22 protein-coding genes and 2 pseudogenes are annotated in these 26,065 nt (G+C 65.8%); 19 read left to right on the top strand and 5 right to left on the bottom strand.

All coding sequences use genetic code 11. The annotated features are described in order from the left end of the window. Window positions 1–96: 96 nt before the first annotated feature. The 11 genes from treA (at window position 97) to HWY30_RS01005 (ending at window position 13,345) form a co-directional block, all read left to right on the top strand. Window positions 97–1,974 (top strand): alpha,alpha-trehalase TreA, encoded by a 1,878-nt coding sequence (gene treA, locus HWY30_RS00955; protein WP_244144724.1) that lies wholly within the window; start codon window positions 97–99, stop codon window positions 1,972–1,974. A gap of 148 nt (window positions 1,975–2,122) precedes the next feature. Beyond that, entirely contained in the window at window positions 2,123–3,418 is a 1,296-nt protein-coding gene (locus HWY30_RS00960) for an MFS transporter (protein WP_090810829.1), read from the top strand. Window positions 3,419–3,679: 261 nt separating this feature from the next. Beyond that, window positions 3,680–4,543, top strand: coding sequence for an ABC transporter permease (locus HWY30_RS00965; protein ID WP_090810831.1), 864 nt, complete (start codon window positions 3,680–3,682; stop codon window positions 4,541–4,543). A 2-nt stretch (window positions 4,544–4,545) separates the two neighbouring features. After that, the gene (locus tag HWY30_RS00970; RefSeq protein WP_090810833.1) at window positions 4,546–5,598 is read left to right on the top strand and encodes an ABC transporter ATP-binding protein; all 1,053 of its coding nucleotides are present in this window, start codon (window positions 4,546–4,548) and stop codon (window positions 5,596–5,598) included. 11 nt (window positions 5,599–5,609) lie between these two features. Further along, window positions 5,610–6,671, top strand: a complete 1,062-nt coding sequence (locus HWY30_RS00975) for an extracellular solute-binding protein (RefSeq protein WP_090810835.1) — start codon at window positions 5,610–5,612, stop codon at window positions 6,669–6,671. A 3-nt stretch (window positions 6,672–6,674) separates the two neighbouring features. Then, on the top strand, window positions 6,675–7,562 hold the full coding sequence (locus tag HWY30_RS00980) for an ABC transporter permease (protein ID WP_090810837.1): 888 nt from the start codon (window positions 6,675–6,677) through the stop codon (window positions 7,560–7,562). A 73-nt stretch (window positions 7,563–7,635) separates the two neighbouring features. Continuing rightward, window positions 7,636–8,826, top strand: coding sequence for a M24 family metallopeptidase (locus HWY30_RS00985; protein WP_090810839.1), 1,191 nt, complete (start codon window positions 7,636–7,638; stop codon window positions 8,824–8,826). Between the two features lie 66 nt (window positions 8,827–8,892). Continuing rightward, on the top strand, window positions 8,893–10,140 hold the full coding sequence (locus HWY30_RS00990; protein ID WP_090810841.1) for a metal-dependent hydrolase family protein: 1,248 nt from the start codon (window positions 8,893–8,895) through the stop codon (window positions 10,138–10,140). Between the two features lie 74 nt (window positions 10,141–10,214). Continuing rightward, on the top strand, window positions 10,215–11,135 hold the full coding sequence (locus tag HWY30_RS00995; protein WP_090810843.1) for a LysR substrate-binding domain-containing protein: 921 nt from the start codon (window positions 10,215–10,217) through the stop codon (window positions 11,133–11,135). A gap of 126 nt (window positions 11,136–11,261) precedes the next feature. Beyond that, window positions 11,262–12,326 carry an ABC transporter substrate-binding protein gene (locus HWY30_RS01000; protein WP_090810845.1) on the top strand — a complete coding sequence of 355 codons (1,065 nt, stop codon included), beginning with the start codon at window positions 11,262–11,264 and terminating at the stop codon, window positions 12,324–12,326. Window positions 12,327–12,367: 41 nt separating this feature from the next. After that, complete coding sequence (locus tag HWY30_RS01005) at window positions 12,368–13,345, top strand: glycosylasparaginase (RefSeq protein WP_090810847.1); 978 nt, start codon at window positions 12,368–12,370, stop codon at window positions 13,343–13,345. Between the two features lie 44 nt (window positions 13,346–13,389). Here the strand turns inward: HWY30_RS01005 and HWY30_RS01010 are convergent, their stop codons facing one another. Continuing rightward, on the bottom strand, window positions 13,390–14,100 hold the full coding sequence (locus HWY30_RS01010; RefSeq protein WP_090810849.1) for a FadR/GntR family transcriptional regulator: 711 nt from the start codon (window positions 14,098–14,100) through the stop codon (window positions 13,390–13,392). A 506-nt stretch (window positions 14,101–14,606) separates the two neighbouring features. On the opposite strand from HWY30_RS01010, the gene HWY30_RS01015 reads away from it, so the two are divergent. The 4 genes and pseudogenes from HWY30_RS01015 to HWY30_RS41330 all read left to right on the top strand — a co-directional run. Further along, entirely contained in the window at window positions 14,607–15,896 is a 1,290-nt protein-coding gene (locus tag HWY30_RS01015) for an MFS transporter (protein WP_090810851.1), read from the top strand. A 48-nt stretch (window positions 15,897–15,944) separates the two neighbouring features. Next, entirely contained in the window at window positions 15,945–17,492 is a 1,548-nt protein-coding gene (locus HWY30_RS01020) for a UxaA family hydrolase (protein ID WP_090810853.1), read from the top strand. A 139-nt stretch (window positions 17,493–17,631) separates the two neighbouring features. Then, window positions 17,632–19,048, top strand: a pseudogene (locus tag HWY30_RS01025) (FAD-binding oxidoreductase). 55 nt (window positions 19,049–19,103) lie between these two features. After that, window positions 19,104–19,223: pseudogene (locus tag HWY30_RS41330) on the top strand (RNA polymerase sigma factor); the annotation flags it as partial. A 49-nt stretch (window positions 19,224–19,272) separates the two neighbouring features. Here HWY30_RS41330 and HWY30_RS01030 read toward each other — a convergent pair. Continuing rightward, window positions 19,273–19,647 (bottom strand): DUF3564 domain-containing protein, encoded by a 375-nt coding sequence (locus HWY30_RS01030; RefSeq protein ID WP_090810855.1) that lies wholly within the window; start codon window positions 19,645–19,647, stop codon window positions 19,273–19,275. A gap of 431 nt (window positions 19,648–20,078) precedes the next feature. Between HWY30_RS01030 and HWY30_RS01035 the strand changes: the two genes are divergently transcribed. The 3 genes from HWY30_RS01035 (at window position 20,079) to HWY30_RS01045 (ending at window position 22,749) form a co-directional block, all read left to right on the top strand. Further along, on the top strand, window positions 20,079–21,068 hold the full coding sequence (locus HWY30_RS01035; RefSeq protein WP_090811846.1) for a zinc-dependent alcohol dehydrogenase family protein: 990 nt from the start codon (window positions 20,079–20,081) through the stop codon (window positions 21,066–21,068). 158 nt (window positions 21,069–21,226) lie between these two features. Further along, complete coding sequence (locus HWY30_RS01040; protein WP_090810857.1) at window positions 21,227–22,228, top strand: universal stress protein; 1,002 nt, start codon at window positions 21,227–21,229, stop codon at window positions 22,226–22,228. 50 nt (window positions 22,229–22,278) lie between these two features. Continuing rightward, the gene (locus HWY30_RS01045) at window positions 22,279–22,749 is read left to right on the top strand and encodes a universal stress protein (RefSeq protein WP_090810859.1); all 471 of its coding nucleotides are present in this window, start codon (window positions 22,279–22,281) and stop codon (window positions 22,747–22,749) included. Between the two features lie 33 nt (window positions 22,750–22,782). Here HWY30_RS01045 and HWY30_RS01050 read toward each other — a convergent pair whose 3' ends face one another. The 3 genes from HWY30_RS01050 to HWY30_RS01060 all read right to left on the bottom strand — a co-directional run bounded on the left by HWY30_RS01050 (window position 22,783) and on the right by HWY30_RS01060 (window position 25,212). Beyond that, entirely contained in the window at window positions 22,783–23,883 is a 1,101-nt protein-coding gene (locus tag HWY30_RS01050; protein ID WP_090810861.1) for a PAS domain-containing sensor histidine kinase, read from the bottom strand. Between the two features lie 122 nt (window positions 23,884–24,005). Further along, window positions 24,006–24,788, bottom strand: coding sequence for a fumarate/nitrate reduction transcriptional regulator Fnr (gene fnr, locus HWY30_RS01055; protein WP_167368790.1), 783 nt, complete (start codon window positions 24,786–24,788; stop codon window positions 24,006–24,008). A 16-nt stretch (window positions 24,789–24,804) separates the two neighbouring features. After that, on the bottom strand, window positions 24,805–25,212 hold the full coding sequence (locus tag HWY30_RS01060; protein WP_090810865.1) for a response regulator: 408 nt from the start codon (window positions 25,210–25,212) through the stop codon (window positions 24,805–24,807). A gap of 321 nt (window positions 25,213–25,533) precedes the next feature. Here HWY30_RS01060 and HWY30_RS01065 point away from each other — a divergent pair, with 321 nt between their 5' ends. Further along, the gene (locus HWY30_RS01065; protein ID WP_090810867.1) at window positions 25,534–25,995 is read left to right on the top strand and encodes a universal stress protein; all 462 of its coding nucleotides are present in this window, start codon (window positions 25,534–25,536) and stop codon (window positions 25,993–25,995) included. Window positions 25,996–26,065 lie beyond the last annotated feature (70 nt).

A 26,065-nucleotide genomic window follows, 5' to 3' on the forward strand; every position in this document is an offset into this window, starting at 1 on the left:
CGCCTCGAAGCCCCGCGGTAGCGTGCAGCATGTCATCGGCGCGCGCGGCGGGCCGCCTACGTCGACGTCACCGCGTCGTCCTCAACGGGTCCGCCGATGCCATTTCGTTACGATCTTCCCGTTTGGTATTCCCGCGAGCGGCCATACCGCCGCGTTGTAGCCAACCTGGCCGCCGCGCTGGCGCTCGCCGCAAGCACCAGCGTCATTGCGCAATCCGCGCCGACGGTCGCCCAGACCCAGCCGGCCGCGCCGGCCGTTACGCTGCCCGCATCGGCCGCCGCCGCGAATACCGCCAGCAGCGCCGCGGACCGGCACGTCGAAAACACGGATCACGCGCAGCCGTCGCCGGTCGTGCCGACGCCGCCGTCCGAGCTGTACGGCGAGCTGTATCGCGACGTCGAACTTGCGCATCTTTACCCGGACAGCAAGACGTTTGCCGATATGTCGCCAGGCGAGCCGCCGGCCCAGGTCATCGCCGACTACGACAGCCAGCGTGCTCAGCCGCGCTTCGACCTGAAACAATTTGTCGAACAGCGCTTCACGCTGCCCCCGCGCGCGCCGAAGCGCTACGCGTCCGATCCTGACGAGAGCGTCACCGCGCACATCGATACGCTGTGGAACGTGCTGCGTCGCGAACCGGACGCGAGCGCGAGCCCGTACTCGTCGCTGTTGCCGCTGCCGTCGCCGTACATCGTGCCGGGCGACCGCTTCGACGAGATCTACTACTGGGATTCGTACTTCATCCTGCTGGGGCTCGACGCGAGCGGCCAGCATGCGCTCGTCGACGACGAGCTGAACAATTTCTCGACCTTGATCGACCGCTATGGCCACATCCCCAACGGCAATCGCACGTATTACCTGAGCCGTTCGCAGCCGCCGTTCTTCGCGCAGATGGTGCAGCTCGTCGCGCGCAAGGAGGGCGATCAGGTCTACGCCCGCTATCTGCCCGAGCTGCGCCGTGAATACGCGTACTGGATGGCCGGCAGCGACCATCTCGCGCCGGGCAACGCGGCGCACCATCTCGTGCGCCTTGCCGACGGCACGCTGCTCAATCGCTACTGGGACGAGCGCGCTGCGCCGCGCGACGAGTCGTACCGCGAGGATGTGATGACGGCGCAACGGATACCGCAACGCGATGCGCGGGATTTGTGGCGCAACCTGCGCGCGGGCGGCGAAACCGGCTGGGACTTCAGCTCGCGCTGGTTCGCCGACGGCAGGACGCTCGCGACCATCGACGTGACCTCGCTGGTGCCAGTGGACCTGAACTGCCTGATGGTGGACCTCGAACGCACGCTCGCGAAAGCCTACCGTGTGACCGGCGATGCAGGCCACGCCGAGAATCTCGAACTACGTGCCCGGGTGCGCGCCGATGCGATCCGCCGGGTGCTGTGGGACCCGCAACTGCACGCTTTCGGCGACTACGACTTCGTGCACCGCACGCTCACGCACCGGCTTACTGCCGCGACGGTGTACCCGCTTTACGCCGGCGTCGCGACACGCAACGACGCGCGCGAAGTGGCGCAGACGATCCGGCGCGATCTGCTGCGTCCGGGCGGTCTCGCGACGACGCGGACCAACACCGGCCAGCAGTGGGACGAACCGAACGGCTGGGCGCCGCTGCAGTACCTCGCGGTGATCGGGCTGCGCCGCTATAGCGAGCCGGAGCTCGCGCGCGATATCGCGACGCGCTGGATCCGCACCGACGTCGCGTACTACCAGCGCACCGGCAAGCTGGTCGAGAAGTACGACGTCGACGCGAGCGGCAAGTCGGCGGGGGGCGGCGAGTATCCGCTGCAGGACGGCTTTGGCTGGACCAATGGCGTGCTGCGCGTGCTGATGCAGCTCTATCCGGATGCGGTGAGTTCGACGAAGCCGGCCGATCTGCCGGGCGGTGCGGTGGGGGTGTCGGATGCGGCGGCATCGGCGGCGGCCGCGCCGCAGACGTCGCACAGCACGTCGCCCGCGGGCCACTAGTTGCAAAGAGGCGCGCAGCCAGGCCCGCGCGTTCCGAAGAGGTAGTAGCGATACCAGGATGATGGGTTGACTGTCTGGCGGCGGCGCAGCCCGTTACGATGCTTTGGATAGCTCGAACAGACCCTCGTCACCCTGGAAAGCCTCGAAGATGAATCGCAAGCTCGACGTACCATCGGCCGAACCGGTGCCGCCGCAGGCGCAGGCCACGGCGACAGCCAAGGCCGCCCCGCCGGCCGGCGATGAAGCCGCCGCGCATTGGCAGCGCAATCTGTGCGTGTGCGTGTTCGGCTCGTTCACGACCATCGTCGCGATGACGCTGCTGCTGCCGTTCCTGCCGCTCTATGTCGAGCAGCTCGGCGTAAAGGATCATGCGGCGATCGTGCAGTGGTCCGGCGCCGCGTTCGGCGCGACCTTCTTCAGCGCCGCGCTCGTCGCGCCCCTGTGGGGCAAGCTCGCGGACCTCTACGGCCGCAAGCTGATGCTGATCCGCTCGAGCCTCGGCATGGCGGTCGCGATGTCGCTGATCGGCATGGCGCACTCGGCGTGGCAGCTGGTCGCGTTGCGGCTGCTCGCCGGGTTGCTCGGCGGCTATGCGTCGGGCTCGATGATCCTCGTCGCGACGCAGACGCCGAAGGCGCGTTCGGGCTGGGCGCTCGGCGTGCTGTCGTCGGGGATCATGGCGGGCAATCTGGTCGGCCCGCTGATCGGCGGCTTCCTGCCGCCGTTGATCGGCATCCGTGCGACCTTTTGGGCCTCGGGCGCGGCGATCTTCGTCGCCTTTCTCGCGACGGCGTTTCTGATTCGCGAAATGCCGGTTCGCAAGCGCGCGGACAGCGCGCCGAAGCAGGGCGCGTGGGCCTCGGTGGACGACAAGCGGCCGGCCATCGCGATGCTTGCCACGGGTCTGCTGCTGATGGTCGCGAATATGTCGATCGAGCCGATCATCACCGTCTACGTCGCCCAGCTCACGAAGCCTCAAAGCGTGACGATGGTCGCGGGCTTCGTGATGTCGGGCGCGGCACTCGGCAGCGTGATCTCGTCGTCGCGTCTCGGCAAGTTCGCCGATCGCGCCGGGCACTGGAATGTGATCGTCGGCTGCCTCGCCGTATCGGCGGTGTTGCTCGTTCCGCAGGCGTTCGTCACCGCGAGCTGGCAGCTGATCGTGCTGCGTTTCCTGATGGGGATGGCACTGGGCGGCCTGTTGCCGTGCATCGCGAGCGTGATCCGCCATAACGTGCCGGCGAACGTGACGGGCGCGATCCTTGGGTACTCGGTGTCGTCGCAATACGCGGGGCAGGTGGCTGGCCCGTTGCTGGGCAGTTTCGTCGGCGGACACATCGGCATGCGCGCGGTGTTTCTCGGCACCAGCGTGCTGATGGCGCTCGGCGCGCTCGCGAACTGGCGCGTGAAGTCGGGCAGGGCACGGGCAGCGGTGACGCGCTGATCCAAGCCTCCTCGACGGTCAACGCGTTTGCCATTCCGGCGCAAACACCTTTCCCCTGGGCGACCAGCGCCCGCGTAAACCCCAGCGCGCGTCTAGCCAGAACCCGCTTTGCTCCTTTTTTTATTCATGCTACTGTGAATCGCAGTTCGTCAGGCTATGCAAATTTACATTGCGACCAGCCGAGGCGAAGCGGGGGTGGCCTGAGGTCACCACTCCGCCGGACACACCCCAACGTGTAATCCCGACCAAGGAGAAAGCGCGGTGACGCAGGTTCCGATCGACGGTAACAGCATCGTTTCCGCGCGCGCTTTGTCCCACCCACGTCCGTCCCCGGTGAAATGGTTCGTCAGGGCGGGCGTCGCGCTCATCTATCTGTTCATGCTGAGCCCGCTGATCTTCGTGATCTGGCTGAGCTTCTTCAAGGACGCGATCATCACGTTCCCGCCGTCCGGCTACACGCTGTCGTGGTACGTCAACGCATGGCGTAACGACGCGTTCGCGAACGGCTTCGTGCTGTCGCTGAAGCTCGCGGCCGGCGCCGCGATCGGCGGCGTGGTGCTCGGTGTCGCTGCCTCGCTCGCGCTTGCGCGCTACCGGTTTGCTGGGCGGCGTCTCGTCAGCAACACGCTGCTGTTGCCACTAGTCGTGCCTGGCATCGTCGCCGGCATTGCGACCTATCTGTTCTACCTGCGCGCCGAGAATGCGCTCGACACCGACATCGTCGGCACATTCGGCGGCCTGCTGCTCGCGCATATCTGCCTGACGATCCCATGGACGATCCGCCTCGTCACCGCGAGCCTGGGCCAGCTCGACACCACCGTCGAGGAGGCGGCGCGCAATCTCGGCGCCGGTGCGTGGCGCACGCTGTGGCGCGTCACGCTGCCGATGCTGCGGCCGGCGATCGTCGCCTCCACGCTGTTCGGCTTCATCGTCTCGTTCGAGAACCTCGAGATGACCTTGCCGCTCGTCGGCCCCGGCAAGACGACGTTGCCGATCGCAATCATGCAGTACCTCGAATTCAATCTCGACCCAACCATCGCGGCGGTATCGGCCGCGCAGATCGTGCTGCTTGGCATCGTAATGCTGATCACCGATCGTTTCGTGAAGCTCGGCAAGGTGATCTGATCATGGCTCAGGTATCCCTGCGCAATCTGCGCAAGCAGTACGGTGCGACGACCGCGGTCGCCGACGTGTCGTTCGATATCGCCGAGGGCGAGCTGGTCGCGTTCCTCGGCCCGAGCGGCTGCGGCAAGACGACGACGCTGCGCATGGTCGCGGGCTTCGTCGAGCCGAGCGACGGCGAAATCTGGATCGGCAACACCGAGGTCACGCGGCTCGCACCCGACAAGCGCAATACCGGCATGGTGTTTCAGCGCTACGCGTTGTTTCCGCACATGACCGTCGCGCAGAACGTCGCGTTCGGTCTGGAAATGCGGCGCGTACCGAAGGCGGAGCGCGACACGCGCATTCGCGAGGCGCTCGACATGGTGCGGCTGAGCTCGCTCGCCGAACGCTATCCCCGGCAGTTGTCCGGCGGCCAGCAGCAGCGCGTCGCGATTGCGCGCGCGCTCGCGATCCGGCCCGACGTATTTCTGCTCGACGAGCCGTTGTCGAATCTCGACGCGAAGCTGCGCGTCGAGGTCCGCGAAGAAATTCGCGCGCTCCAGCAGCGTCTCGGTCTCACGACGATCTTCGTCACGCACGATCAGGAGGAAGCACTTGCGATGGCGGACCGCGTGGCCGTCATGCACGACGGACGCGTGCAGCAGATCGGCAGCGCGGACGCGTTGTACGAGCGGCCCGCCAATCCGTTCGTCGCGAGCTTCCTGGGCCGCATGAATTTCCTCGCGGGCCACGTCGACAACGGCCAGTTCATCACCGCGAACGGCGAAAAGTTCACAGTCAACGCGGCCGCGCGCAATGCCAACACGCTCGGCATCCGACCCGAGCGCCTGCGTCTTGCCGCGGCGCCGGAGCACAGCGAAGTGTCGATCCCGGTCAGGCTGGCCGACCGGATCTATCTCGGCGCGACCGTCGAATTGCGCCTCACGAGCGAGCGCGGCCAGAGCCTCGTCGCGCTCGTGCCGAACACCGCGCATGCCGGTGCCGGCGCATGGTCGCCGGGCGACACGCTGCACGCGTGCTTCAGAACCGAAGATTGCCTGCTTTTTTCCGCCTGAAGGACCATAAAATGAGCTATCCCATCACGCGCCGCACGTTTCTGAAAGCTGCTTCCGGTCTGCTCGTCGCTCCGTCGCTCGGTTTCGATCCGCGCACGGCGTTGGCGGCCGACGCTTGCCCCAACGTCGTCGTCGGCACGTGGGGCGGCGATTATCTGAACCTGCTCGAACAGAACATCGGCAAGCCGATCATCGAGGCCGCTGGCGGTCGCGTCACGTACGACTCGGCGGATCAGATCGGCCGCATGACGAAGCTGCGCGCGGAGAAGATGTCGCGTCACGGTTCGCTCGACGTCGCCTGTCTCGCCGACATCGACATGTTCGACGTCAACCGTTCCGGGGTGCTCGAACCGCTCGACACGAAACTGGTGCCGAACTCGGCGCGCACGATCGAAGCGCTGCGCCGCCCGTATTCGATTCCGCACATCTTCAGTGCGATGGTGATCGTCTACAACCCGGAGAAGTTTCAGGCAAAACCCGATTCGCTCGCGGTCGCGCTCGATCCGAAACTGAAGGGACGGGTGGGTTTTTCCGACATTCTGTACAACTTCAACGTGCTGCAGTCTTCGCTCGCGGCGGGCCAGCACAATGGCGACACGGCGGCCGGCATCCAGTTTCTGCGCGAGGTGCGCAAGCAGCAGCCGAAGGTCTATCCGTCGAACGAAACGGTCGCGGCGGCGCTGAAAAGCGGCGAAATCTGGATGACCTGCATGTGGAAAGCGCGCGCGCTGCAGTGGAAGAAAGGCGGCGTGCCGGTCGACTACGCGTTCCCGAAAGAGGGCGGCGTGCCGGTCACGTTCGAGGCCGCCGTGCCGAAGAACGCGCCGACGCGTGCGTGCGGCTTCAACTATCTGAACGCGATGCTCGATCCGCGCGCGCAGGTCGGCTTCGCCGAGACGATGGGCTATGCGCCGACCGTCACCGATGCGGCCTTGCCGCCGACGCTGCAACAGAGCGTCGGCTTCACGAATGCCGAGCTCGATCGCCTCGTCAAAGTCGACTACGCGCGTTTCACTGCGGAAAAACCGGCGCTGCTCGACTTCTGGAACAAGGAATTCAAGCCGGGACTTTGAACCATGACGACGAGCGCACTGAACGCCGCGCCGCGGCGCCGCGACTTCGCCGGGGGCCTGCTCGCAACGCCTGCCGTGTTGGTCGTGCTATTCGTGATCGTGCTGCCGGGCGTGCAACTGGTGCGCTACAGCTTCAATCATTTCGACTCGGTCCAGATGATGCAGGCGGCGTTCACGCTCGAGAACTACGTCCAGTTTCTGACCGATCCGTACTACCACGCGGTGCTGTGGACCACGATCAAGGTGGCCGCGCTGTGCACGGCGCTGTCGCTCGTACTCGGTTTTCCGGTCGCCTATGTGCTGGCTAAAACGCAGAGCCGCTTCAAGAGCCAACTGGTGATGCTGCTGGTGTTTCCGCTGCTGGTCGGCAACGTCGTGCGCGCGGCGGGTTGGATGGTCATGCTCGGCAACGCGGGTTTCGTCAATGCGATGCTGATGGCGCTCGGCCTCGTCGATCAACCGGTGCGGCTGCTGTATACGCCGTTCGCGGTGGTGGCCGGCACCACTGCCGTTGTTCTGCCATACATGATCCTGACCTTGCAGAGCGTGCTCGAAGGGCTCGATTTCTCGATCGAGGAAGCCGCGCGCAATCTCGGCGCGAGCTTCGCTCAGACGCTCGCGCGCGTCGTGCTGCCGATCGCGGCGCCCGGCGTCGCGGCCGGCACGATGCTCGTGTTCATTCTGTGCATGAACGCGTACGCGACACCGGTGCTGCTCGGCGGCACCGGCATCACGATGATGACGCCGGCAATCTACGACCAGATCGCCAAGGCGAACAACTGGCCGTTCGGGGCCGTGCTGTCGATCGTATCGATGGTCGTCACGTTTGCGCTGGCGCTGTTGTCGCACTGGATCATCCAGCGGCGCTACGCGAAGACGATGATGACCTGAACTGGCAGGGCGCGCCGCCGGCTGGTGTGTGGGATGCGCCTCTCCTTAATTCTTCTTCCTGAAGGAACGACAGATGCCAATCCTCACCGAAAAGACTCGCGCTTACCGTCACGACCTGATGCAAACACTGATGGAACGTCAGCGAGTCGATGCGCTCATCTTCACGTCCGCCGACTTCTTCCAGTGGGCGACCAATTTCCACGTCGACGTGCAGACCTGGGAGCGGCCGATCGCCGTGTGCGTGCCGCTGTCGGGCGAGCCGTTCGCGATCATGAACGAGCTGTCGACGCATCACGTGATGATGGCGCGCGAGCGCGGACATCTGTGGCTCGACGATATCTCGTTCTACTCCGAGCATCCGCGCGTGGTCGAGCGGCAGCCGCTACTCGCGGAGGTCCCGGAGCTAATCGCCGCGCGTTTGCGTGCCGCCGGGCTTGGCGCATCGCGAATCGGCGTCGAAGCCGCCGGCGGTCCGCTCGGCCGCGCGGCGTCACTGCTGCCGGACGCGGAGTTCCTGCCGATGCTCGCCGAGTTGCGCTCGTTGCGCTGGGTCAAGCACCGGGAGGAGATTGCCATCATGCGGGCCGCCGCAAGCCTCGCCGATTGGGTGCAGGACCGCTATCGCGAGAACATTCGCCCCGGACGGCTCGTTCAGGAACTCGACTATCAGATGGCCACCCTGATGGTGACCGAAGGCGCGCGCCGCTTTCCTGGCGAGAACCTCGAAGTGATGCGTTGCTGGACCTTGTCGGGACCGGCATCGGCGTCGCCGCACGGCGACGGTGCGTCGTGCGGCGCGCAGATCAAGGCGGGCGACGGTCTCGTCAATATCGTGATTCCGCGTTTGAACGGTCTCGTGATCGAGAACGAGCGCACCTGGTTCTGCGGCAAACCGGGCGCCGAGCAGGCGCGTTTTCATGAGGTCGCGCGCGCGGCCAACGAGGCGGCCGTCGCGGCGGCCGTCACGGGTCAGCCGGTTTCGGGTATCGACGCGGCCGCGCAAGCGGTGATCGAGCAGGCCGGCTGCGCGAAGTACATCCGTCATCGCACGGGGCATGGCATGGGCATCATCGGTCACGAATATCCGGACGACATGGCGTTCAATCACCGCGCGCTGCTGGACAACGAGGTGTACTCGGCGGAGCCCGGCATCTATGTGTACGGCCTCGGCGGTTTCCGGCTCGACGATTCGGTCGTGACCGGCCCGACGCCGGAGCTGCTCACGAAGACCCCGCGCACGCTCGCGCACGCGACCATCGATTGAGTCGCGCAGCGCGCGACACCCTTCAACGTTGGAGATGACCCGGATCTTGTACCGGGAGGAGACCTGATGGAGTCGATTCTGTTCTCGCACTGCGCGCTGCTCGATCCGGCTGCCGGCGAATTGCGTGAGGACCACGCGGTGCTGGTGGAAAACGGACGCATCAAGGAGGTCTCGGACCGGCCGATCCGCAGCGCGTCCGCACGGGAAATCGACCTGCGCGGCAAGACGCTGATGCCTGGCCTGATCGATTTGCACGTGCACGTGCATGCGACGCAGCTCAATCTCGCGGCACAGGTGAACTTGCCGAACGTGCTGGTCACGCTGAAGTCGTTGCCGTTGTTGCAAGGCATGCTTCGGCGTGGCTTCACGACAGTGCGCGATGCGGGCGGCGCGGGCTTCGCGCTCAAACAGGCGTTGGAACAGGGTCTCGCCGAAGGTCCGCGCCTGTTCGTGTCGGGCCGCGCGATCAGCCAGACCGGCGGACACGGCGACATGCGCGGCCGCAGCGACTACATCGGCACCGATAGCCCGTGCGCGTGTTGTGCGCGGGTCGGCGCGATATCGCGTGTCGCCGACGGCGTCGATGCTGTGCGTCGCGCGGTGCGTGAAGAGCTGCAGATGGGTGCCGACCAGATCAAGATCATGGCCTCGGGCGGCGTCGCCTCGCCCACCGATCCGGTCGGCGCATGGGGTTATTCGGAAGACGAGATCAGGGCGATCGTCCACGAGGCGCGGGCGCGCGGCACCTACGTGCTCGCGCATGCATACACGGCCGAGGCGATCGCGCGCGCGGTACGCTGCGGCGTTCGGACGATCGAGCACGGCAATCTGGTCGACGAAGCGGCTGCGCGGGTGATGGCCGAGCACGGCGCGTTCGCGGTGCCGACGCTCGTCACCTACGACGCGCTCGCGAACGAAGGCGAAGCGCTCGGCCTGCCCGCCGACAGCGTCGCGAAGATCGGGAGCGTGCGCCAGGCGGGCCTGCGTTCGCTCGAAATCTTCCGCGCGGCGGGCGTGCCGATGGGCTTCGGTAGCGATCTGCTCGGCGAATCGCAGCGTCTGCAAAGCGATGAATTCCGCTTGCGCAGCGAAGTGCTGACGCCGCTCGAAATCCTGCGCAGCGCAACGGTGGTCGGCGCGCAGGTGCTCGGCCAGGTCGGGCAGCTCGGGCAGATCACGGCAGGCGCGCACGCCGACATGCTCGTCGTCGACGGCAATCCGCTTGCGTCGCTCGACTGTCTGCTGGGGCAGGGCGAGCGCATTCCGGTCGTGATGAAGGGCGGTAGAATCCATGCCTTTGATTTGCCGGCGTGACATGCGCAGCGCTCGCGTGCGAGCGAGGTTGACAGCGGGGAGCGCCGGCGGCCCGTGCAATCCGGAGAGAACGGATGGACTTTCGGCACATCGACGCATTCAGGGCGCTGATGCTCACGCGCACGACGACTCGCGCCGCGCAGGTCATCGGCACTTCGCAGTCAGGTATCAGCCGCCTGATTACCGATCTGGAGCGCTCGACCAGTCTCACGCTGTTCGATCGCAGCCGCGGCCGGCTCGAACCGACCGTCGAAGCCCTGGCGCTGTTCGAGGAAGTCGAGCGGCGCTATGCCGGCCTGGACAACATCCGCGAGTTCGCGCTGAGCTTGCGCAATCCGTCGACCGCGGTGATTCGCGTGGGCTCGGTCGTATCGTTCGGGCTCGGCTACTTCGCGCGCGTCGTGGCGAACTTTCATCGGCGGCATCCGGCCGTGCAGATTGCGTTGACGACCGGGGCATCGTCGCTGATTCGCGATCAGGTGGTGTCGCGTCAACTCGCGCTCGGTCTCGTCACGAATACCGTCGACGTGACCGGCACCGATTCGACCGCCTTCGCGCAGCTCGACGCGATCTGCGCGTTGCCGGCCGGTCATCCGCTGGGCAAGCGCAAGGTCATCAAGGTGGCGGATCTGCGGAATCAGCCGATCGTGTCGTACGATCTGCCGGACCTCGTGCGTTGGGGCATGGATCAGGTGTTCGCGACCGGTCAGCTGCAATCGCAGGTGGTGGCGACCGCGCCGTATTCGGTCAACATCGCGACGATGGTCAAGGAAGGCCTCGGCATCGGTTTGCTGCATCCGGTGTCGGCGTACGACTTTCTCGACTCGAATCTGATCTTGCGCCGCTTCGAGCACGCAATGCCTTTCTACACGCTGAAGATCACGCCGCATGGCGCCGCGCCGGCTCCGCATCTCGACGAATTGTCGAAGGTGATGGAGGAGACGCTCGAAGAAGTGCTGGCGGCCGTGAATACGCGCTTGACGGCAGCGAGCTGACCGATTGCCGCTTCGCGGCGGCAGCGGCGTTCCCCACCTATCCAATGAAATACAGATCGGGCCACCGAGGCCTGACGTCGTCTGTTGCGGTTTCTTTTCGAAACGCATTTCTCCTGGAGCGAGTGTATGAACCACATCAACCAGCCACGCCGCCGTTTTCTTCGATCGACGGGGACGCTCGTCGCCGCCTCCGCGCTGGGTCCGTTCGCGTTGAAAGCCAATGCGGCCGGTGCGTGTTCCGGTCAGGTGGTGGTCGGCACGTGGGGAGGCGACTATCAACGCCTGCTGCAACAGAACATCGATTCGCTGGTGCCGCCTACCGGTGATGCGATCACCTATGCGGTCGGCAGTGCGCTCGCGCGGCAGACCACGATGCGCGCCGAAGCACACGGCCGGCGCAGCACGATGGACGTCGCGCTGCTGCGCGATAACGACATGTTCCAGATGTACTCCGAAGGCACGACCGCGAAACTCGATGACGCGCTGCTGCCGAACCTTGCCAACGTGATTCCGCAATTTCGTCGCAGCTACGCGGTCCCGCACATCTTCAGCGCGCTCGTGCTCGTCTACGATACCGACAGGGTGCGCACGCGCCCGGACGGTCTCGCCGCGCTGCTGGACCCTCAATTCAAGGGCAAAATCGGCCTGGTCGATGATCAGTATGACTATCTGACGCTCGCGGGCGCGCTCGCCTCGGGCGGACAAGCGAACGATCTCGCGCTCGGGCAGAAGTATTTGCGCGCGCTGCGCGAGGCATCGCCGCGAGTGTATCCGTCGGTCGATGCACTGGCGTCGGCGCTCAAGAGCGGCGAGATCGTCGTGACCGTCACATGGAAGGCGCGCGCGCTGCAGTGGAAAAAGGCGGGCCTCGCGGTCGACTACGTGTTCCCGAAGGAGGGCGCATTGCCGGCCACGTTCGAGGCCGCCGTCACCGCGGGCAGTAAATCGTCCGCCTGCGCGTTTCTCTATCTGAATGCGATGCTCGATCCGCGTTCCCAGCGCGCGTTCGCCGAATCGATGGGCTACGCGCCGACGATCACGAACGCGAACCTGCCGCCGTCGTTGCAACAGGCGGTGGGCTTCTCGGGCAAGGAGCTGGAGCGGATCGTGCCGGTCGACTTCGCGATGCTGATGAAACACAAAACGGAAATGCTCGACTTCTGGAACAAGGATTTCCGCGCTGGACTTTGACCCCGAGGCTCCGCACATTTCTGCCTGCAAGACCCAAACACATGATTATTCTGACCAACAACGAAGGTAAATCCGGCATCGGCTTGACCGCGGAACTGCTGCGCAATGGCGGTGCCGGGCTCGACGCGGTCGAGGCAGGCATCCGGCTCGTCGAAGATGACGAAGAGGTGCGCACGGTTGGGCGTGGCGGCTGGCCGAATCTGCTCGGCGAAGTCGAGCTTGATGCGTCGGTGATGGATGGCTCGACGCTGCGCACTGGCGCGGTGGGCGGTCTGAAGGGCTTCAGGCATCCGGTGAGCGTCGCGCGTGCCGTGATGGAGCGGCTGCCGCACGAGCTGCTGATCGGTGAGGGCGCCGCGCGCTATGCGGCCGAAACGGGTGCGGAGCGCTGCGAGCTGCTCGCCGAACATTCGCGCAAGGCTTACGCGCGCTGGTTCGACGGCGAAGTCAGCGCGGCCGACAGGGCCGCGTGGCCGAACGTGCCGCTCGAACGCTATTGCCACGACGCGGTCGATCCGGAGATCGGCAAGGACACGACGGTTTTTCTTGCGCTCGACAGCGCCCGCAATGTCGTGAGCGGCACGAGTACATCGGGATGGGGCTGGAAATATCCGGGCCGTCTCGGCGACAGCCCCGTGATCGGCGCGGGCTCCTATGCCGATAGCCGTTACGGCGCCTGCGCATGCACGGGCGCGGGCGAGATGACGATCCGCGCCGGCACGGCGCGCGCGGTGGTGCTCTACATGAAAATGGGCATGAGCGTCGAGCGCGCGGTCACCGAAGCGGTCGACGATATGCGCGCGCTCAAGGGCGGCTTGATCAGCCGCGTGACGATCCATGCGATCGATGCCGCGGGCAATCACCGCGTGGTGGCGGTCAATGGCTTGCCGGGCAATCACTACTGGGTGTGGACGCCAGTCATGGCGCAGCCGGAGCGCCGTGCTTGCGAGCTGATCCAGATCTCGGAGGGTGAGCCGCAGAGCAAGCGGATTGCGATGCAGGTTTATACCGACGTGTGAGGGCGACGCGTAGTGGTGAATCAGCGGTATTCCCGCAGCGGCACCTAAGACGTCTTCTGCCCCCCCGCAATCACCCGCTCCAACGACAGCTTCAAGTGACGCTGCATCGCCGCTTGCGCCTGAATCGCATCATGCGCCTCCAGCGCTTCGAGAATCACGAGATGTTCGTCGGGCACGGCGCCCCACGTCGTCTCGTTCTCGAAGTGGCCGCGCAGCTTTTCCGACAGCGGACTATGCCGCGCATCGAATAGCGAGCTGACGGTGCGCACGAGCACCTCATTGCCGGACATTTGCGCGATCGCGAGGTGGAACGCGCGATCGGCCGCGACCGGAATTCTGCCGGCCTTTACTTCGCGCTCCATCTCGTTGTAGATGGCGCGCAGCATCTTCAGATCTTTCGGTTTGCAGAACGGTGCGACGCTCGCGATGATCGAGCCTTCGATCAGGCAGCGCGCGCCGAGGATGTCGAGCAGGCTATCGCCGAGTTCGGCCTGCGACAGCGACGCATCATTCTGCGCGGACGGCGTCGCGCACAGGTAGACGCCCGAACCCATACGAATCTCGACGAGCCCTTCCAGTTCCAGCGCGACCAGTGCCTCACGCACCGACGGCCGCGACACGCCGAGCGTCTCCGCCAGCGCGCGCTCGGGCGGCAGGCGGCCGTTCGGCGCGAAGTCCGGCTGAGCGATCAGCTCGCGCAATTTTTCCGCGATCTGAAGATAGAGGCGGCGAGTGTCGGCAGGTCTGGTGGTCACGAAACGATTCCCGGCGATGTAGCTTGTGCAAGCCCCATAAGGCGAGCGCCGATTGTAGATCGAAGCGCCCGGCGCGCAAATCGTGCGTGTTCGGCGACAGCGTTCGGGGTTTCCCCCAACTCCGTGCGAATTGGCTTGACCAGTATCGCACTCGCCATTATTTTTGCAAATTGGTAAGGCCAGATTGACGCCGAGGAGACGCCAGCCGTGCAGCCCTGCTGGTCGCTCCGCATCCCGACACCCGATCAATTTCTCCATGACGATGAAGACTGTCATTTGCGAACAACCCGGCCAACTCGCGCTCGCCGAACGCGCGAGGCCGGCGGTTCCTCGATCATCGCCTCGCCGACATCGCGCGCAATCACGAGCAAAAGAAAGAGCGGCGTTTCAAGCCGGTGATTGTCTGTAGCACACCCCGGCAGCACACCCCGGCAGCACACCGGCGGCCACGAGGCCGCATGGTTCATCCAAATAGAGTAGATGCCAGCCCAGGAGGAGACGGTTTCATGAAGAAGAAGATGCGTTGGGTAGTGATTTTTCTGTGCTTTCTCGCGATCGCGGTGAACTACATCGATCGTGCGAATCTCGCGGTCGCCGTGCCGCAAATCGAAAAGGCGCTCGGCATCGGCCCCGCCGAGATGGGCTTCATCCTGAGCGGATTCTTCTGGACCTACGCGTTGATGCAGATGCCGTTCGGCTGGTTCGTCGATCGTGTCGGCGCGCGCATCGCGTTGCCGCTCGCGGTCGGGTGGTGGTCGGTGTTTACCGCGGCCACCGCGGTCACGACCAGCGTCGCGGGCATGTTCGGCTGCCGCCTGTTGCTCGGCGTCGGCGAGGCGGGCGCGTATCCGTCCTGCACGAAGCTCGTCAGCCAATGGTTCGAGCCAAAGGAGCGCGCGATCGCGACCAGCATCTTCGATAGCGGCTCGCGGGTCGGCTCCGCGCTGTCGATTCCCGTGGTCGCGCTGATCATCGGCACGCTCGGATGGAAGGCCGCCTTTGTCCTCACCGGCTTGCTCGGCGCGGTGTGGATCGTCGGCTGGTTCGTGATCTATCGGAATCCCGTGCAGGACGCGATGGAGACCGCGCGCAACGCTGCGCCGGCGGCTCAAGCGAGAGGCGGCCAGGACAACGTGACGTGGGCATCGCTGTTTCGCCATCGCACGCTGTGGGGCATGATGCTCGGCTTCTTCTGCCTGAACTTCGTGATCTACTTCTTCATTACGTGGTTTCCGAGCTATCTCGTGCAGACGCGCGGCTTCTCGCTGAAATCGCTCGGCACGCTCGGCATGATTCCGGCGCTGATCGCGATTCCGGGCGGCTGGCTCGGCGGCTATGTGTCCGACGCGCTGTTCCGGCGCGGCTGGAGCCTGACGGCTGCGCGCAAGACCTGCATGGTCGGTGGCATGCTGGTGTCGTCGGTGATCACGCTGTCGGCGTTCACGGAGAACACGTATCTGATGCTCGCGTTCTTCGGTATCGCCTATGGCAGCCTCGCGTTCGCCGCGGCGAGCATCTGGTCGCTGCCCTGCGACGTCGCGCCGACACCGCGCCATGTCGCGTCGATCGGCGGCATCCAGAACTTTGCGTCGAATCTGGCGGGGATCGTGATTACGACGTTCACCGGCGTGATGGTCGCGATGACGAAGGGCTCGTTCACGATCCCGCTCGTCGTCGCGGGCGGCTTCTGCTTTCTCGGCGCGTTCAGCTATCTTTTCATCGTGGGACGCATCGAGCCGCTGTCGCTGGAATCGGAAAGCCGCGATCTGCCGAAGGGCGCGCGCTCCACGATCTGACGTATTCTGTGTCAACGCATACGGATAACCCTGTTTTCGAGGCTTCTCATGTCGACTCAAGCTAGCGTCGCGTCCGCGATCATCCGCCTGCACCCGGGCGACGACGTCATCATCGCGACCCGGCAGTTGCTGCCGGGCACGCGCATCGAGGCGGAACAACTGGTCGTCGCCGGACTGATTCCACCGGGGCACAAGATCGCGACGCGCAACATCGCGCAAGGCGAGCCGGTCAAGCGCTACAACCAGATCATCGGCGTCGCGCGTGAGGCGATCGCGCGCGGCCAGCATGTCCACACGCACAATCTCGGCATGTCGGAGTTCGCGCGCGAGCACGCGTTCGGCGTCGATGCGCAGCCGACCGTCTACGTCGAGGAACCCGCGCATTTCATGGGCATTCGCCGCGACGACGGCCGCATCGCGACGCGCAATTACATCGGCATTCTGACCAGTGTGAACTGCTCGGCGACGGTCGCGCGCGCGATTGCCGATCATTTCCGGCGCGACGTGCGTCCCGACGCGCTCGCCGACTATCCGAACGTCGACGGCGTGATCGCCTTGACGCACGGGCTCGGCTGCGGCATCGACATGCAAGGCGAGGGCATTGCGATCCTGCGTCGCACGCTGGCCGGTTACGCGGTGCATCCGAACTTCGCGTCGGCGCTGTTCGTCGGCCTAGGCTGCGAGACGAATCAGATCGACGGCGTGCTCGCCGCGGGCGGTCTCGACGCCAGCACGACGAAGCTGCGCAGCTTCACGATCCAGGACAGCGGCGGTACGCGCAAGACGATCGAACTCGGTATCGCGATGGTGCGCGAGATGCTCGCCGACGCGAACCGCGTGCAGCGCGTGCCGGTGCCGGCTTCGCATCTATGCGTCGGTCTGCAATGCGGCGGTTCGGACGGCTACTCTGGCATCTCCGCGAATCCGGCGCTCGGCGCCGCGGTCGATCGGCTCGTGCGGCACGGCGGCACCGCGATCCTGTCGGAGACGCCGGAAATCTACGGCGCCGAGCATCTGCTGACGCGGCGTGCGGTGAGCGCCGCGGTCGGCGACAAGCTGCTCGCGCGCATCGCATGGTGGCAGGACTATTGCGCGCGCAATGGCGCCGCGATGGACAACAACCCATCGGCGGGCAACAAGGTGGGCGGCCTGACGACGATCCTCGAAAAATCGCTCGGCGCGGTCGCGAAGGGCGGCACGACGAATCTGGTCGACGTCTACGAATACGCGCAGCCGATCGCCGCGAAGGGCTTCGTATTCATGGATTCGCCCGGCTACGATCCGGTGTCGGCGACGGGACAGGTCGCCTCGGGCGCGAACCTGATCTGCTTCACGACCGGGCGCGGCTCCGCCTATGGCTGCGCGCCGTCGCCGTCATTGAAGCTGGCGACCAACACCGCGTTGTGGGAGCGCCAGGAGGACGACATCGATATCAATTGCGGCGGTGTGGTCGACGGCAGCGCGAGCATCGACGAACTCGGCGAAGCGATCTTTCGCATGATGCTCGACTGCGCGTCCGGCACGCGCACGAAGAGCGAGCTGCACGGCTATGGGCAAAGCGAGTTCGTGCCGTGGCAGGTCGGCGTGGTGACCTGAGCGGGTGCATTGCAGCGACACGACCGAATAGCCGAACGGATCACGCATTGGAGGATGCAATTGGAACGCCGCCTTCATTCAGGCCGCGAGGTGAAGCGCGCGCAGCGGCTCTGCCCGTCTGACGAACTGGAGATATCCGATGCAGCAGGAACCGATCTCCGCGACCCGCGGTAACGAAGCCGTCGCCGCGCTGCGCGCGGCGCTCGGCGCTGACATCGTGAGCCTGCCGGCCGAATTTGGCGGGCGGCGGTTCGCGGACTGGAGCGGCACGCCATCGACCGATCCGATCGCGCTGATCCGCCCGCGCACGACCGAAGAGGTCGCCACCGCGCTCAGAATCTGCCATCAATTCCGGCAGCCGGTCGTCACGCAAGGCGGCATGACCGGGCACGCGGGCGGTGCCTGCGTGCTTGGCGGGGAGGTCGCGCTGAGCGTCGAGCGGATGAACGGCGTCATCGACATCGATCCGGTCAGCGCGACGATGACCGTGTTCGCGGGCACACCGCTGCAGGTCGTGCAGGAAGCGGCCGATCACGCCGGCTTCATGTTCGCGCTCGACCTCGGCGCGCGCGGCAGTTGCACGATCGGCGGCAACATCGCGACCAATGCGGGCGGCAATCGCGTGATCCGCTACGGGATGATGCGCGACCAGGTGCTCGACGTCGAAGCGGTGCTCGCCGACGGCAGCGTGATCGGCGGCGAGCGCAAGATGATCAAGAACAATACCGGCTACGACCTGCGCAACCTGCTGACGGGCAGCGAGGGCACGCTCGCGGTCATCACGCGCGCGGTGCTGCGCCTGCGGGCCAAGCCGCGCGCGATCTCGACCGCATGGTGCGGCATGCCGGACTACGCGGCGGTGACCACGCTGCTCGGCCGCGCGCAGGAGCGGCTGCCGGCCGGCGTGTCCGCGTTCGAGGTCATGTGGCCAAGCTATTGCGACTTCGTGCGGCAACGCCTGCCAGAACTGCGCGTGCCGCTCGCGAGCGATCACGCCTACTACGTATTGCTCGAGACTTGCGGCGCGGACCCGGAACGGCAGTCGGCGGCTTTCGAGGAATTCCTCGCCGACATGTTGAACGCCGGCGTGATCGCCGACGCCGCAATCGCGCAATCGGACGCGGACGCCGCGGCGTTCTGGGCGATTCGCGACGCGCCAGCCGAATATCCGCGCCTGATTCCGGGACGCATCTCGTTCGACATCAGCTTCGCGGTCGCGCAGGCGGGCGACGCGGCGCAGCGCTGCGACGAGCGGTTGCGCGCGCTGGCCGCAAGCGACGATCCTCGTCTATGGGCATCTCGGCGACGGCAATCTGCACGTAGTGGTGCAAGAACCTGGCTGGACCGACGAGGCCATCGACGACGTCAAGCGCGTCGTCTATGAACTGACGGGGGAAATGGGCGGCTCGGTATCGGCCGAGCATGGGATCGGCGAGGAGAAGCTGAGCGTGCTCGGCCTGTCACGCTCGCCGGCCGAACTCGCCGCGATGAAGGCGATCAAGCTCGCGCTCGATCCGCACAATCTCCTGAACCCTGGCAAGGTGATCGCGATGTAGTGTGCGCGGCGCGAATCTGCGTGCGCAGCCACGGCGCTTTCAGCCGCTCGGGAACGCGCGCAGCATGTTGCGCGAGTCGCTTGCTCAGGCACTCGACCTCGCCGAGCGCGACGTGTTCGAATTCGGCGGGGCGCAGTGCGATCGCATCGTTGCGAGCGTACTCACGGAAATATCCGGCGGCGCGTCATGGCATCGGCGACGCGGTACGCCGGAGCTGTGCCGATTCAGGCGTCTTCGCCGGTTGCGAATACGCCGTTTTCCGGTGCCGTCCGTTCGACGTCGATGCATTGCACGCGCCAGTGGCCGCTCGCGAGGATGCGGCCGTGTTCGGCGCACCACTGCACGCGGCCGACCTCGCCTTCGAACGGCCCGTCGAGCTGATTCAGATCGAGCCCCTCGAGCACGCAGACCGGCGCGGAGCTATGCGGCGCGCACACGAGCGTATTGCCGCAATCCATATGCAACGCGCCCCATTCGGGCAACTCGAGCCCGAAATGACCTTCGCGCGACCATTGCCGCGTGTCCTTGTCGAGCCAGAGAATGGCGAAGGCCATCGGGTTGACACGATCGAACGTGTCGAGATGAACAGTCAAACGCATGACATGTCTCCGCAATGTATACAACTGATTCGCATTGCCGGCGCCATCGCGCGTCGGCAGCGGGCCCGCTGCGTGCGCATCGAGTCCTTATTGGCTAAGTACCCATTGCACGAGCGTGTGCGCGTCCTGCGCCGATAACGGCCCACCGCGCTCGGCTCGGGCTCGCCATAGGCAACGCCGGCCGTCAGCGCGCACGCCGAGCACACGAGCAGACAGTTTCGGATTCGCGCAATCACGGCACGTACTCCGGTATCAGGAATAAGATCAGTGTACGGGCGGCGAAACGCCCCTTATTGACTTCGATCAAACGGTCTGCGGCGCGGGCCGATCGCGCGACACAATGGCGCGCCTACGCTGCTGAGAACGGCGCGCGCCTCGCTGTCTGCCATGACGGCAGCTTGTCGCTACCGAAGCATCTGAAGGAGAACCCGATGCGAGCGATGGTGTTCGACGGCAGCTCGGCGACGCTGACCGAGCGGGAAGTGCCTGATCCGCGGCCCGGTGCCGGGGAGATCCTGATCGACGTTCATGCGTGCGGCGTGTGCCGCACGGACCTGCATCTGATCGACCGCGAGCTCGAGCATCCAAAGCGGCCGGTGATTCCCGGCCACGAAATCGTCGGCGTGGTGGCCGAATTGGGCGCGGGCGTCAGCGGTTTCACGGTGGGCGAGCGGGTCGGCGTGCCGTGGGTCGGGCGCACCTGCGGCCACTGCCGCTACTGTCTGTCCGCCCGCGAAAATCTCTGCGACGACGCTGGCTTCACCGGCTACACGATCGACGGCGGCTACGCCGAGCGCACGGTCGCCGACAGCCGCTACTGCTTTCATCTGCCGCCGCACTACAGCGATGTCGAGGCCGCGCCGCTGCTGTGCGCGGGTCTGATCGGCTATCGCACGTTGAGCATGGCGGGCGACGCCGAACGGATCGGCATCTACGGTTTCGGCGCGGCCGCGCATCTCGTCGCGCAGGTGGCGCGTCACCAGCAGCGCACCGTCTATGCGTTCACGCGTCCCGGCGACCACGCGGCCCAGCAACTCGCGCTGCGCCTCGGCGCGGCATGGGCCGGCGGCAGCGACGAGGCACCGCCCGGCGAACTCGACGCCGCGCTGCTGTTCGCGCCGGTCGGCGCACTGGTGCCGCTGGCGTTGCAGGCGGTCGCGAAAGGTGGCGTGGTGGTGTGCGGCGGCATTCATATGAGCGACATTCCGTCGTTCCCGTACGCGTTTCTGTGGGGCGAGCGGCGGGTGGTGTCGGTCGCGAATCTGACCCGCGACGATGGGCTTCAGTTCATGCGCAGCGCCGCCGAGACGCAGCTCGCGATCGAGACGACGACTTACGCGTTGCGCGACGCGAACCGCGCGCTCGACGATCTGCGCAACGGCAACCTGACCGGCGCGGCCGTGCTCGCGGTCCGCCCGTGATCCGCTAGCGAGCCGTTGGCGCTTGATACAGATCAAGCCGCGCGCCGCGTCGGCGTTCATCATGTGAGCGCGAACCGTTGGCGTTCCCGTCACGGGCCGAGGTGTGAAGCGACGCGCTTGACGCGCCGCCTCGCGGTGCGACGATCCGAGGAGAGCCGATGAACACTGCTGCCGGGCGCAACACCTTCCACCGCGTGATGATCGCGTCCGCGGGCGGCAGCGGACTGCCGCTCGGCACGCGCGTCGCCCGGCAGTTGGTCGCGGCGGATGCGCGCTTTCGTCTCGTCGATATCGTTTGCAATCCAGCCGCGCTTTATCCGACGCTGATGCTCAGCTATCCGGACTGGTGCGAGGCGCATCGCGCGATGCTGCACGGCGCGCAGGCCGCGCTGCGCGACGCGGTGATCGCGTTGCACGGCGTCGTCGCGGCGACCGACGCCGAGATCGTCGATCTCACCGCGCTGCATCAGGGCGCGGCCGAAGCGCTCGCCCACACGGCGACGCAATGGGACGCGGATCTGATCGCGGTGGCCGCGCATCCGCGTGAACATCGCTGGGACAGCCGTATCGATCCCGAGGAACTGGTCGCGTCGATCGGGCGTCCGGCGCTGTACATGCCGGCGAGGTCGACCGACGCGAGCGATGCCTCGGCGGTGAGCCGCGTGCTGGTCGCGATCGATGGCAGCGACACCGCGCTCGACGCGCTGCGCACCGCGCTCGCGGTAGCGCCGCCCGACGCGCGCATCAAGGTCGTCTACGCGGCCGACGACCGCTTCGCGTGGTGCGAATGGCTGCCGTTCGAAGTCGTGTCGCAGCATCGAATCGATGTCTTGCGGCGCGGCGCGGCGATGCTCGAACAAAGCCGGCGCGCGGCCGAAACCGCGTTGCTCGAGTTCGACGATGATTGCGGCGATGCGTCGAGCGCGATTCTCGACGAAGCGCAACGCTGGCACGCGGACCTGATCGTGATGGGTTCGCACGGCATGCGCGGCGCGCCGCACCCTTTGCCGGGGCACGTGACGTCGCGCACGCTGCGCGACGCGGCGTGTCCCGTGCTCGTGTGTCCGCGCGGCGCGTCGTCGTTGCGGGCGGACGACGTGCCGCACGGCGAGTGGCGGGAGCCGTATCTGGGCAGTCCGGGCGGGCCCTTTTATCTGTAGCAGGGGCGCGCCACGCGCGTTGACAAATCCAACCTCAGTGGAGAATCGGCATGTACCAACATATCCTCGTCGCGCTAGACGGCAGTACTTTCTCGAAACGCGCGCTGAAAGAAGCGGTGAATCTCGCCGCGTTGACGAAGGGCGTCGTGCATCCGGTTTATGTGGTCGACAAGACGCCGCTCTTTTCCTATGCCGGCTATTACGACCCGCTCACGCTCGTCGAAGCCTTGCGCCAGGACGGCCAATTGGTGCTGGAGGAGGCCGAACAGGCCTGCGCCGCCGCCGATGTGCCTTGCCGCCCTGAAATGATCGAGTCGGAGAGCCTGTCCGACGACGTCGCCGCGATCGTGCTGCGCCACGGCGAGCAGATCCACGCCGATCTGCTTGTGCTGGGCACGCATGGGCGACGCGGCGTGCGGCGCCTCGTGATCGGCAGCGTGGCGGAGCGGGTGCTGCGTTTCTCGACCTGTCCGGTGCTGCTCATGCGCGAGCCAAGCACCGAAGATGCGGCTGCAGAGTAACCCGCGACAGCGGGGCGCGGCAGCGCGTGAGCATTACGCGAGCGCGTCGGCCGGTATCTGGATCGAGATCCTGAAGCCATGGCCCGGCGAGCTGGTGAACGACACGTTGCCGCGCAACTGCCGCACGCGTTCGCGAATGCCGAGCAAACCGAATGAATCTGTTCCCTGCGACCGATCCAGCGCGACACCCACGCCGTCATCCTCGATATCGAGCGATACGATGGGGTCCGCGCAGGTCATGTCGATGCGTACGCGGCTGGCCTTGGCGTGCCGCGCGACGTTCGTCAACGCCTCCTGAACGATGCGAAACAGCGCCGTCGCCGCGAATTCGCCGCACACCGGCTCGGCCGGTTCGAGATGCACGCTCGAGCGCACGTCGTAGCGTTTCGTGAAGTCTTCGGCCAGCCAGTCGAGCGCGGCGGCGAGCCCGAGGTCGTCGAGCAGCGGGGGCCGCAGATCGGCGGCGATACGCCGCAGCGAAGCGGCCATCCAGTCGATCTGCTTTTGCAGTTCATGCGTCTGCGCGGCCAGCGGCTCGGTGTCGGCCTGGCTTTTCAGCTTCGCTTCGAGCAGCGCGACGCTCATTTTCAGCGCGGTCAGCCGTTGGCCGAGATCGTCGTGCAGTTCGCGCGCCATACGTTTCTGCTCGTTTTCGCGGGCGATCTGCACGTGGGTGGATACCTGATCCGCGCGTTCGAGTTCCGCGAGGCGCATACGTTCGGTCAGGTCGCGCGTGATCTTGGCGAAGCCGAGCAGCGCGCCCGACGCGTCGTGCACGGCGGAAACGACCACGTTGGCCCAGAAACGCGAGCCGTCGCGACGTACGCGCCAGCCTTCGTCCTCGGTGCGGCCTACGGCTGCGGCGATTTCCAGTTCGCGGGCGGGCTTGCCGGCCGCGATGTCTTCCGGGGTATAGAACTTCGAGAAATGCTGGCCGATGATTTCTTCGGGCGTGTAGCCCTTGATGCGCTGTGCGCCGGGATTCCAGCTGGTCACGCGGCCGGACACGTCGAGCATGAAGATCGCATAGTCCTGAACCGCATCGATCAACATGAAAAAGCGATCCTCGACGGGCACGTCCGACACGGACGCCGCACTGGTGAAGCAGGAAGACTCGCCGCTCGACAGACCCATCGCTCCTCCGGGTGGTCACGCAAGGTCGCGCACCGCAACGCACCGAGTTATATCAGTTCGGGAGCGCTTGTTCCACCCCGCATGTCCCGCGAACGAACGTGAGGCGAGCGTCGCGTCGGCGTTCAAACCCGAGCCAGTCCTTCCGCGTCTTCGATGCGGATCGTTTTGCCGTTCGCCTTGACGAGGCGCTCGCGCTGGAACTTCGAGAACATCCGGCTCACCGTTTCGAGCTTCATGCCCAGAAAGCAGCCGATTTCCTCGCGGGTCATGCGCAAATGAAACTCCGCCGCGGAAAAGCCGCGCGCCTTGAAGCGCTTCGACAGATTCAGCAGAAACGTCGCGACGCGCTGTTCGGCGCTCATCGTGCCGAGCAGCATCATCTGGCTCGATTCGCGCACGATCTCGCTGCTCATCATCTGGTAGATGTGATGCTGCATCGGCTTCATCTCGCGACAGATCGCCTCGAGCTGCGCGAACGGAATGATGCACACGACGCTGTCTTCGAGCGCGATCGCATCGCAATTCTGCTTGCCCTCGCCGATGCCGTCGAAGCCGAGCGAGTCGCCGGCGATCTGGAAGCCAGTCACGTGCTCGCGGCCGTCGCGATGCATGACCACGGTCTTGAACGATCCGGCACGGATCGCGTAGATGCTTTGAAACGCGTCGCCCGCGCGATACAGCGCATCACCGCGTTTGATCGAGCGCGTCGAGCAGATCAACGTGTCGAGTCGGCTCAGTTCGTCGGATGTCAGCTCGGGCGGCATGCAGATCGCGCGCATCGCGCAGGTGGAGCAGCGCGGCACGGCGTAGCGTGTGGCCGCGGTGCGTGGCACGACGTGGATCGGTACGACGTGCGAACTGCGGGGCGCGTCGTGGCGGGGTTCACAGACTGCGGCAACTTGCATGATCTGCTCCTGGCGGTCAGGCCGGATGCGCACGACGCGCATAGGCAATCGCTTCGATGGCACGGCAGGCGAGTTCGAACTCCGAGGTCTTGTCGAAGCAGAAGTCGGCGCCCGCCGCTTCGCACGCTCGGCGAAACGCCGTCGTGCAATGATTGGTCAACACGATGCTGACGATGGACGGCCGCACCCGCGACAGCGCCGCGAGCAGCAGCAGATTGGTCTTGCCCGAGAAGCACGGGTCCAGCACCGCGACATCGGCGCGACTCGCGACGATGTCGTCGAACGTGTGCTCGACGCCGGCGGACTCGCCGGCGATTTCGATGCCGGGAATCAGCGCGATCAGGCAAGCAAGCCGGCGCCGGACCTCGGTCGCATCGTCGACGAGGAAGACTCTCGATAAGGTGGCTGGCGGGGCGGTGTCCATACCGACCAGTATTGGCGACCTCATCTCAGAAAATATATCGGCGGGGATTTAAGCGGCGCTAGGAGTTCGGGTAGTGTTGTAGGAATATTCCTAGTGCATGGCTGGCGATGGGGTATGTAGCCGAGTGCGAGTACACGGCTACTTTCGACGTGACGGCTTCGAAAGTCGCAGGCATGCAGTTGATTAAGTAATCACGGAACAAGCCGATAAAGACCCATTGACCTGCGTCAAGCCGCGCGGCGGCGCGCGCTTCACACTGTCGGCGCGGACACGCGACGGCACCGCTTCGGTTCATGCCAGCGCTTTCACAGGGAGTCCAACATGTATGCACGAATTCTGGTTGCGCTCGACGACAGTCCCAGCGCGCAGCGCGCCTTTGCCGAGGCGCTGAAGCTCGCGAAGCTGACGGGCGCCACACTCGAAGCCTGCTGCGTGGTAGGGCACGGCAAGTGGTCGGACAATGCCGATGTGGCTTTCGAGCCGGAACCGGCGGCCGCGGCGCAAGAATTCGCCAGCCGCGCGCTCGATGCGCCGCGCGAGCTGATGCGCGAGGCGCAGGTGCCCGGCGGCGTGCGGGTGATCGACGCGTACGCCGAAAGCGTGTCCGCGGTGCTCGCGCGCGTCGCCGACGAAATCGAAGCCGATCTGATCGTGATGGGCACGCACGGCCGCCACGGCGTGCAGCGCTTTCTGCTCGGCAGCGGCGCGGAGTCGCTCGTGCGTGCGACCGACAAGCCGGTGCTGATCGTGCGGCATGACGAACCCGGGCACGCGCGGCCCTGAAGCGCCGCGTCGCGCAGCCGTGGCGCGATCGCGCGGGAGCGGCCGCGCAGCAGCCTGGTTTTCGCGGCTC

Origin of the sequence: Paraburkholderia tuberum STM678 (assembly GCF_902833905.1) — a bacterium.
GTDB classification, from domain to species: Bacteria; Pseudomonadota; Gammaproteobacteria; order Burkholderiales; family Burkholderiaceae; genus Paraburkholderia; species Paraburkholderia tuberum.

What these genes read in the sequence shown, in the direction of transcription:
- HWY30_RS01060 (WP_090810865.1), bottom strand. Translation starts at nt 25,212, where the DNA reads ATGGACACCGCCCCGCCAGCCACCTTATCGAGAGTCTTCCTCGTCGAC.
- HWY30_RS00990 (WP_090810841.1), top strand. Translation starts at nt 8,893, where the DNA reads ATGGAGTCGATTCTGTTCTCGCACTGCGCGCTGCTCGATCCGGCTGCC.
- HWY30_RS01005 (WP_090810847.1), top strand. Translation starts at nt 12,368, where the DNA reads ATGATTATTCTGACCAACAACGAAGGTAAATCCGGCATCGGCTTGACC.
- HWY30_RS00970 (WP_090810833.1), top strand. Translation starts at nt 4,546, where the DNA reads ATGGCTCAGGTATCCCTGCGCAATCTGCGCAAGCAGTACGGTGCGACG.
- HWY30_RS01035 (WP_090811846.1), top strand. Translation starts at nt 20,079, where the DNA reads ATGCGAGCGATGGTGTTCGACGGCAGCTCGGCGACGCTGACCGAGCGG.
- HWY30_RS01015 (WP_090810851.1), top strand. Translation starts at nt 14,607, where the DNA reads ATGAAGAAGAAGATGCGTTGGGTAGTGATTTTTCTGTGCTTTCTCGCG.
- HWY30_RS00995 (WP_090810843.1), top strand. Translation starts at nt 10,215, where the DNA reads ATGGACTTTCGGCACATCGACGCATTCAGGGCGCTGATGCTCACGCGC.
- HWY30_RS01040 (WP_090810857.1), top strand. Translation starts at nt 21,227, where the DNA reads ATGAACACTGCTGCCGGGCGCAACACCTTCCACCGCGTGATGATCGCG.
- HWY30_RS00985 (WP_090810839.1), top strand. Translation starts at nt 7,636, where the DNA reads ATGCCAATCCTCACCGAAAAGACTCGCGCTTACCGTCACGACCTGATG.
- HWY30_RS00960 (WP_090810829.1), top strand. Translation starts at nt 2,123, where the DNA reads ATGAATCGCAAGCTCGACGTACCATCGGCCGAACCGGTGCCGCCGCAG.
- HWY30_RS01030 (WP_090810855.1), bottom strand. Translation starts at nt 19,647, where the DNA reads ATGCGTTTGACTGTTCATCTCGACACGTTCGATCGTGTCAACCCGATG.
- HWY30_RS00975 (WP_090810835.1), top strand. Translation starts at nt 5,610, where the DNA reads ATGAGCTATCCCATCACGCGCCGCACGTTTCTGAAAGCTGCTTCCGGT.
- HWY30_RS01050 (WP_090810861.1), bottom strand. Translation starts at nt 23,883, where the DNA reads ATGGGTCTGTCGAGCGGCGAGTCTTCCTGCTTCACCAGTGCGGCGTCC.
- HWY30_RS01000 (WP_090810845.1), top strand. Translation starts at nt 11,262, where the DNA reads ATGAACCACATCAACCAGCCACGCCGCCGTTTTCTTCGATCGACGGGG.
- HWY30_RS01045 (WP_090810859.1), top strand. Translation starts at nt 22,279, where the DNA reads ATGTACCAACATATCCTCGTCGCGCTAGACGGCAGTACTTTCTCGAAA.
- treA (WP_244144724.1), top strand. Translation starts at nt 97, where the DNA reads ATGCCATTTCGTTACGATCTTCCCGTTTGGTATTCCCGCGAGCGGCCA.
- HWY30_RS00980 (WP_090810837.1), top strand. Translation starts at nt 6,675, where the DNA reads ATGACGACGAGCGCACTGAACGCCGCGCCGCGGCGCCGCGACTTCGCC.
- HWY30_RS01020 (WP_090810853.1), top strand. Translation starts at nt 15,945, where the DNA reads ATGTCGACTCAAGCTAGCGTCGCGTCCGCGATCATCCGCCTGCACCCG.
- HWY30_RS01065 (WP_090810867.1), top strand. Translation starts at nt 25,534, where the DNA reads ATGTATGCACGAATTCTGGTTGCGCTCGACGACAGTCCCAGCGCGCAG.
- fnr (WP_167368790.1), bottom strand. Translation starts at nt 24,788, where the DNA reads ATGCAAGTTGCCGCAGTCTGTGAACCCCGCCACGACGCGCCCCGCAGT.